Annotated in this window: 7 protein-coding genes and 1 pseudogene; 2 read left to right on the top strand and 6 right to left on the bottom strand. The window is 43.7% G+C overall.

The annotated features are described in order from the left end of the window. Positions 1 to 377: 377 nt before the first annotated feature. A complete protein-coding gene (locus F6K37_RS28095) occupies positions 378 to 2,630 on the bottom strand; it encodes a ribonuclease R family protein (RefSeq protein WP_044495596.1) in 2,253 nt (750 codons plus the stop codon). 579 nt (positions 2,631 to 3,209) lie between these two features. After that, positions 3,210 to 3,332: a hypothetical protein gene (locus F6K37_RS28090; protein ID WP_267872120.1), complete on the bottom strand. Its 123-nt coding sequence runs from the start codon at positions 3,330 to 3,332 to the stop codon at positions 3,210 to 3,212. Between the two features lie 792 nt (positions 3,333 to 4,124). Here F6K37_RS28090 and F6K37_RS28085 point away from each other — a divergent pair. Further along, positions 4,125 to 4,934 carry a slr1353 family protein gene (locus F6K37_RS28085; RefSeq protein WP_287253713.1) on the top strand — a complete coding sequence of 270 codons (810 nt, stop codon included), beginning with the start codon at positions 4,125 to 4,127 and terminating at the stop codon, positions 4,932 to 4,934. Positions 4,935 to 4,938: 4 nt separating this feature from the next. Here F6K37_RS28085 and F6K37_RS28080 read toward each other — a convergent pair whose 3' ends face one another. Beyond that, a complete protein-coding gene (locus F6K37_RS28080; RefSeq protein WP_267872119.1) occupies positions 4,939 to 5,073 on the bottom strand; it encodes a hypothetical protein in 135 nt (44 codons plus the stop codon). A 535-nt stretch (positions 5,074 to 5,608) separates the two neighbouring features. On the opposite strand from F6K37_RS28080, the gene F6K37_RS28075 reads away from it, so the two are divergent. After that, on the top strand, positions 5,609 to 5,809 hold the full coding sequence (locus F6K37_RS28075) for a hypothetical protein (protein WP_287253711.1): 201 nt from the start codon (positions 5,609 to 5,611) through the stop codon (positions 5,807 to 5,809). A 47-nt stretch (positions 5,810 to 5,856) separates the two neighbouring features. Here F6K37_RS28075 and F6K37_RS28070 read toward each other — a convergent pair whose 3' ends face one another. The 3 genes and pseudogenes from F6K37_RS28070 to F6K37_RS28060 all read right to left on the bottom strand — a co-directional run. Next, positions 5,857 to 6,024 (bottom strand): hypothetical protein, encoded by a 168-nt coding sequence (locus F6K37_RS28070; RefSeq protein ID WP_154659975.1) that lies wholly within the window; start codon positions 6,022 to 6,024, stop codon positions 5,857 to 5,859. Between the two features lie 160 nt (positions 6,025 to 6,184). After that, positions 6,185 to 6,388, bottom strand: a complete 204-nt coding sequence (locus F6K37_RS28065) for a hypothetical protein (protein ID WP_287253709.1) — start codon at positions 6,386 to 6,388, stop codon at positions 6,185 to 6,187. Further along, positions 6,385 to 7,278, bottom strand: a pseudogene (locus F6K37_RS28060) (GTPase); the annotation flags it as partial. The gene F6K37_RS28065 and the pseudogene F6K37_RS28060, both read right to left, overlap by 4 nt.

The following is a 7,278-nucleotide window of genomic DNA, read 5'->3' as shown; positions in this document are numbered from 1 at the left end:
CTCCTGAAGGGGTCGGGTTTTCACCGCCATCCAAACAGTCAGTTAGGTTTGAAGGTTTTTTAGTCCTTCTTTCCCCCAGCTCATACCCCTTATGTAATAAGGCTCTTAGCTGGAACGAGCCGCACTTGAATAAAGCATATTATACAGCGTTTTTCATAACTATGAGGTAAACAAGTTTTTTTTCCTGTTCCCTGTTCCCTGCTCCGAAGTCCCTGCTCCGAAGTCCCTGCTCCCTAAAACCGATAAGTTTGTACCTCACCGAATTTAAAACCGCTGTAAGTGATTAACCGGACTTAATATCATTTCATTAGTAGTGAGTGGTTAGTGGTTAGTGGTTAGTTAACCTTCTAGTAACCTACTAACCACTCACGAATAACTTACTCCTCTAAATCTTCGTTACTAGCAAAACTACCACCGCTTACGGTTACCAGGTCAATTTGTTGACGGTAATAATCCACACTCTTGACTTGGACTTCGACGCGATCGCCTAATCGATAGGCAGTGCGATTTTTGCGACCGACTAGGCAGGCGTGACGGGAGCGATACTCGTACCAGTCATCCTTGAGAGAGCTAACATGAACCAATCCTTCTACTAACAAGTCTTCAATTTCGACAAAAAAGCCGTAGGATTGAACCCCAGTAATCAGACCGCTGAAGATATCTCCTGTACGCTCTTTCATCTGTTCAGCTTTCTTTAAGCCCTGTAAATCCATCTCTGCATCCATGGTGATTTTTTCACGGTCATTGAGATGGGGAATTAATGTAGTTAACTGATTTTCTAACTCTTGGTGAATTTCTGGTGGTAAAACATTCCAGTTTATATTACCTTGACAGCTGCTATGATTCAGATTTACCCGGTCTTTGGAACGGGTAGAACGACGGTCTCTTCCTTTTTCAAATACCAAATGCAGTAACTGTTGTACCCATAAATCCCCATAGCGCCTCAGTGGTGATACTCCGTGAGTATAGCCAGTATCCAATGCTAGACCAAAGTGCGATCCTGGTTTAGAACTATAACCTGTTGGTTTTAAGGTTGATAACAACAAATAGATCAATACTTTAGGTGCTATGGATTTGGCAAATAGCTGGGTAAAGCCTTGATAGTCTTGAGGGGTAATAGTTTCCTCTTGCTCAAGCTGCATATCATGCTCTAGATTCATGCCCAACCTCATCAAATCCTGAAGCCCATCCCAATCCGGTAGCCCCTGGACACAGTAAATCCCTGGCAAAGTTAGGGCTTGGATGTGGGTAGCTATTGCTTGATTGGCTAAGATCACTAATTCCTTCAACAAAGACTGCATTGGTACTGTTGAAGAAACCTCCAGAGCCCCCACTCTCCCTTCATCTTTATAGGGGTATGGAATCTGGGACAAATTTAGGTCAAAGGCACCCCGCTGCTTTCGTTGCGCCCTGACTGCTGGACTCAAGGTAAAAAACAGTTCCTTGAGTATGTCCACCACAGGTGCCAATTCTGAGTCAGCTTCCTCATGTCCCCCCAGAAGGGATTGAGCCTGCTCATAACTGAGCTGGTAGTGTACCTGGGTTATGGACGGTTGAATCTGATATTCTACTACCTTACCAGCTTCGTCTAGAGTGAGTAGTACGGAGATGGTTAAGCGGTCTTGACCTGGTACTAGGGAACAAAGCTGGGTAACGGCGTCCGGTAGTAAAGGCAATATCACATCGGACAGATAAACTGCTGTACCCCTTTTTCTGGCTTCATCCGCCAAGGGAGAGTCTGGAGGGACAAAGTAAGCCACATCAGCAATATGTATCCCCAGTTGCCACTGATTTGCTTCAGTTTTTTCTAGAGTAAAGGCGTTTTCTACAACTACCTTTTCTGAGTTAGCTAGCTTATCTTCAATGATAATGGTTAGAACCTTTCGCAAATCTAGGCGCTCGCTATAGTCGGATTTTTTCAGCTTTTTCGGTAAGTTATCAGCGGCTAGAAGTACCTCATCAGGGAAGTTAGAGCGTAAATCGTGCTTGCAACAGACAATGTCGGTGTCAGCGGCATCTTCTGCATCACTTCCTAAAATACGGGCAACTTTTCCAAGGGGAGGGTTTTGTCCTAGGGGGTAGCGTAGCACTTCTACATGAACCAGATGCTCCACTGCTTTTTGTAAGATTTCCTGATCTGGTTCAAGATCTAGTTCAAACAAGAGTCGGTCATCAAGGGGAAAGGCTCGGTAACCATTACCAGTTTCCTTGACTCGCGCTAGCACTGAAGGATTTACCCGTTCCAGAATTAACCGCACTTCTCCTTCAGGAGAGCGGCGTCGGCTACCTTCTTTGGTAACTTTGACTAGGACGCGATCGCCATTCCAGGCAGTACTCAGATTACTCTCCCGAATGTAAATATCATCGGCTCCCTCGACTTCTTGGATGGCAAAACAAAAGCCTTTACTGGAACACCGCAGCTTGGCTTCCACCACGTCTTCTTCGTAAACACGCCGATACCTGCCGCGATCTTTAACCAGAATTCCTAATTTTTCCAGTACATCCAGGGAAATCTGGAGTTTTTTGAGACTGTCTTTGTCTTGGCAACCAAGTTTTTTTTCTAAGACTTTGGGTGCCACTAGTTTATCATCAGTAAAATTAGAAAGTAATGTAGCGATTGAAAATTCCATCCAACAATCCTTTTCGTCTGATCGTGGTTTTTGCTTGTTGCCCTTAAGAGCATGCGATCGCATTGGTAGGACAGTCCCTGATGCGATCGGGTCATCGGCTGAACATTGAAAGGCAAGCCAGGTGTACACTTCTCCAGCAGCAGAGAATAGTGCATCAGTAATCCCGGGTAGCTGAACTTGTTCCACCCCTTGTGTTTCTTTCCCAGGAAAGGGTATCCACTGATGGTTTGCCTAAACTGGTTAACCGACTCTGTTGTTTTTGTTCCGAAGCAAGACTAAGGTCAGGGTAACTTTTTAGGCTAATGACTCACCTAACAAAGCCTGCGGGATTTTTGAGATTGAGGTTGGTCAATAGCCAGTGATTCAAACGCCATGGCACCTTCTTTGAGTTACGGTTTGAGGAACCTAGGACGATTGTTTCGTTGGCGAAGTTATCATCAAACGGGTAACTAACAGGCAGTTATGTATAAGAAGCAACCGATTCAAAGAGTGAGTTTCTCCAATGCCACCCAGAATATTCGGCTAAAACTCTTATGTTCAGACACTGCAATAATCGGAACCATTACGCTTCCTGGTAACTTAGTCCCCTTGCTTTGCCGATGCTTTAGCCCCTGGGGCAAAAGAGAAGCTAGCCAACGTCTGGTCAGCCTCGGAACTGTGTTCAAATTCCCCAGTTATATCTACTACTAGTCTACGTGACATACTCCTACACTAACTCTTCGAGTTCAGTGTAGGCTTCTTGCCAACTCCACCCAACGGTTAGGATACTCGGCAAGCTTTATTAACGACACGAGATGCCCCTCCGCGCCGGAACAATACAAAAAAGTTCTATTTTTAGCAAGTAGGTGGCGGTTAGCTCTTAATTTCATTACCCTACTATGTTCATTATAGATGATCACAAAGTATAAAAGTTCTTATCCGCCATTCATGTCACGCCGACATGCAAGTTCGGACGTGGGGCATAAGAGCAGATTAAGCTAAAAGGCTACGGACTACATCAGCAGATGACAGCTCTTGTGGAAGATAGTAGGTGTGGGCAACGAGGGGAACTTGGAGGTTTACCCGCCCTCTGATTTCCTATTCCTAGAGCGCCTGGAAAAAAGGAACTTTAGTTGTACTTGGCTGTACTGCTCCACTGGATCAGGAACAGAACAGAAATTCCTTTCTCCTAGGTCTGTTGAAGATTGTAACCACAGAATACTTTCACTAAGATGACCATTTTTGAGCGAGCTTACCAAATATAGTTTTATTGTATCATGTTTTATTGTACATCAACGGGAGTAGAGAATCGGGAACAAATGTTCCGGTGATCCGTAGATATGCTGTTCCGTTGTCTTGATGCAGCGCGGTCATGGGGGAAACCACGCCAGTTGCTCATGGGGGGAACCCCCAAGACCGCACTGGCTCCCCAAGACCGCGCTGCATCGCTTGCTACAGTTTTCGGGTAAAGCTATGCTATGATATAATGCTTAGATTTGGGCAGGAAATGGTTTTATGTTTACTCAGTTCCGAGATCGTTATCCTCAAGGCAGCTTGATCAGCGATCTTTTAGCAATTGACCATGGTCAGTACATAGTACGTTGCTCAGTTAAAGTTGAGGGTACCATCTTGGTCACCGGTCTAGCTGCTGCCCAAACCGTTGAATTAGCAGAAGACCAAGCCAGACTTAGAGCTTTAGCTGCTTTAGGCATGGATAGCACCAAAGGGATTGATCAAAACAAGGATATTCCCAGAGCAAAGCGTGAGGTAAATCTGCCGCTGCAACCATTGCCTCGCTATGATGTTGGCTCGACCTCAGCAAGTCAGGAACAGACTCAACCCAATCATCATTTTACTCAAGCTAGTCGAACCAGTGACACCAGTAGTTACTCTTTCTCAGAGTCAAGAGCTAGAGAGGTTAGGGAAACCGCTGCCAATATCCCATCAGTAGAACCAGTAAGGAACTTTAGCAATGATTCCTTCTCAAGGGAAGTAGAGACCTCTGTGCCAGCTGACATCCCTAAGAAGAGGGAGCCAATTAGCTACCAGACCTCACCACCTGATCCTCCAGTTCAGTCATATTCTCAAAATACCATGGAGACTAACACCAGTGACATGGGATCATTGAGTTCTGGGATTATTGACCATTCTGACATCATTACTAAAACTAATGTAGAAATGAAGCGTCTGGGTTGGACAACTCAACAGGGGAAAGACTATCTTCTACAAACTTACGGTAAGCGATCGCGTCAGCTGCTTAGTGACAAAGAATTAATGTCTTTTCTGGAATATCTAGAATCTCAGCCCGTACCTTCAGATTCGTAAGTTATTAGCTATAGGAAAGGGAATCGGGCATCGGGCATCGGGCATCGGAACCCACCCCTAACCCCTCCCAGGAGGGGTTAGGGAATCGGGAATCGGGAATCGGGAATCGGGCATCGGTAAAACATCCTGTGTAACTCATAGTTATCAAAAACGCTGTCAGTAAAATTAGATCAACAACAAAAGCGATGCTCAGCCAATAGTATCGCTTTTTTTTATTAATATTAAATCGTAAACTCTCAGCTCTCAGCTCTCAGCTCTCAGCTCTCAGCTCTCAGCTCTCAGCTCTCAGCTCTTAGCTCTCAGCTCTCAGCTCTCAGCTCTCAGCTCTCAGCTCTCAGCTCTCAGCTCTCAGCTCTCAGCTCTCAGCTCTCAGCTCTTAGCTCTCAGCTTATTAGCACGCTACGCGAACATCTTTTGAATAAAATGGGCTTTTACCTAGACTTTAAATTCTCATTAATCTATCAATATTAAATTCTTACTAAATAGGTTAATTTTAAACTGAATGCTGATAGCTGAAGGCTGTTCACGTAGCGTGCGCATAGCGCTTAAGCTTAGCTTTTAAATTAATTGCAACTTCTCCATAAAACCCCCAAAAAAAAGTTTTTTTAAAACCCTTGACAAATTAATATATAATCATTATTATTATATATAACGTCGAGTTCAAAAATTAAAACATGTCAACAGAATTTAACCCAAACCTAAAAAAATACCCTGTTGAGCACACTCTGAAAGGCTCTCGTAAAGCAGTAACCTATAGCATGCACACCCTCTATGTATTTGGGTATGCAGAGATTTGCGAGTGGAGTCCTCTGGAGCCGACGGAGGTTCCAGGGGAAGTGAGGACTACCATGATGAAGTATTGGCTGTTGCCATAACACGTTGTCTTGATGCAGTCGCTCATGGGGGAAACCACGCCAGTTGCTCATGGGGGGAACCCCCAAGACCGCACTGGCTCCCCAAGACCGCGCTGCATCGCTAAATTTCTGGGGGGGTTTCCCCCCTTGCAAAGGCTCCTGGTCTTTTCGCGTAGCGTGGCCTTTGGCCAATAAAATAAGATCACATCAGGTTTGGTTTGGAATCTGACTGACATGACAATTTCAATCCACTTACTGTGGTATTGAAAAAGCCGTAGACATAATATCTACGGCTATTTTTTTTATTTTTAGACTTATATTTTTTGTAAGCATTCAGCGGTCAGCCGTCAGCGGTCAGCCGTCAGCGGTCAGCCGTCAGCCTTCAGCCGTCAGCCTTCAGCTGACGTAACAGAGATTAAAGCAATGCTTACTTGTTTTATTCAAAAGCTGTGCGCGTAGCGCATAAGCTGATCGCTGAATGCTGAAAGCTGAAAGCTGAAAGCTGAAAGCTGAAAGCTGATCGCTGATCGCTGATCGCTGAAAGCTGAAAGCTGAAAGCTGATCGCTGATCGCTGATGGCTTATCTTGCCTTTTTCTCAAAATATCTTACTAATCAAGGCTGGTAATTTTTCAATTATAGTGATCATGGCAGCACCACGAGGCAAATTAGTAGCAATTCCCTTTAGCATTGTCATCGCCTTCTTAACTACTTTCTTGACAGCACCATCTTCGGAATTAGTTAAAGCAGAAGCGATCGCTTTAATTTGTTCTAGGGCTTCTTCTTTATCGTCTTCATCCAACTCTTCTTCTATAACTACGCTTTGCAGTTGACTGAGTAATTCCTTCAGTTGTTTTTTATCAGGCTCAGCATCAAAACTAGGCAATTGGTTGATAGTATTAGCAACTGTACCACTAATATCACCTAAGCTAAAGGCACCAGCACCAGTATTTGTAACTTTTGCGTTGCCAGATATGTTACCAGATCCAGATATATTTGTATTCCGACTTTGATCGTTGATATTAGCCATTGTTTTAGAAAAATAATAAATATTTTGTAAAATAAAGACTGATTTAATATCGCGTTTACCGTCAATTAATTTATTAATATCTTGTGGATCGTTAGTTACTAATTTCCAATCTATTATATCACCAAGTAAACTCCAAACATTAACGTCTTCAACGGTTGTTTCACATTTAATGTTGTATTCCTTGTATTCTATATATTTTAGCAATGTTTCAAAGGGATAATAGTATGGCGACTGACTGTCTTTACACGTAGGGCAATTACAAGGTATGAACTGACTGTATTTTAATCGCTGATAAGAAGCATTAATTTTATCTAGTTCGTAAGCAACTATGCTCAATAATCCCCGCTTATCTCTACCAGTAACCCTAATCTTAATCTCCCGTTTACCGTAATATTCAATCACTTCAGCTTTGGTGTTGTCCTTAGTTAAGATGACGCCACTTTTCCAAACGTATTGTTGTTG

This window comes from Moorena sp. SIO4E2 (genome assembly GCF_010671945.1).
Classification (GTDB): domain Bacteria; phylum Cyanobacteriota; class Cyanobacteriia; order Cyanobacteriales; family Coleofasciculaceae; genus Moorena; species Moorena producens.
The sequence above is the reverse complement of the archived record's forward strand: the minus strand, read 5'-3'. Positions and strand labels throughout refer to the sequence as shown.

Bases quoted from the DNA above. Each gene is read 5' to 3' on its own strand.
- F6K37_RS28085 (WP_287253713.1), top strand. From the start codon at position 4,125: ATGTTTACTCAGTTCCGAGATCGTTATCCTCAAGGCAGCTTGATCAGC.
- F6K37_RS28080 (WP_267872119.1), bottom strand. From the start codon at position 5,073: ATGAGTTACACAGGATGTTTTACCGATGCCCGATTCCCGATTCCCGAT.
- F6K37_RS28090 (WP_267872120.1), bottom strand. From the start codon at position 3,332: ATGTCACGTAGACTAGTAGTAGATATAACTGGGGAATTTGAACACAGT.
- F6K37_RS28075 (WP_287253711.1), top strand. From the start codon at position 5,609: ATGTCAACAGAATTTAACCCAAACCTAAAAAAATACCCTGTTGAGCAC.
- F6K37_RS28070 (WP_154659975.1), bottom strand. From the start codon at position 6,024: ATGTCAGTCAGATTCCAAACCAAACCTGATGTGATCTTATTTTATTGG.
- F6K37_RS28095 (WP_044495596.1), bottom strand. From the start codon at position 2,630: ATGGAATTTTCAATCGCTACATTACTTTCTAATTTTACTGATGATAAA.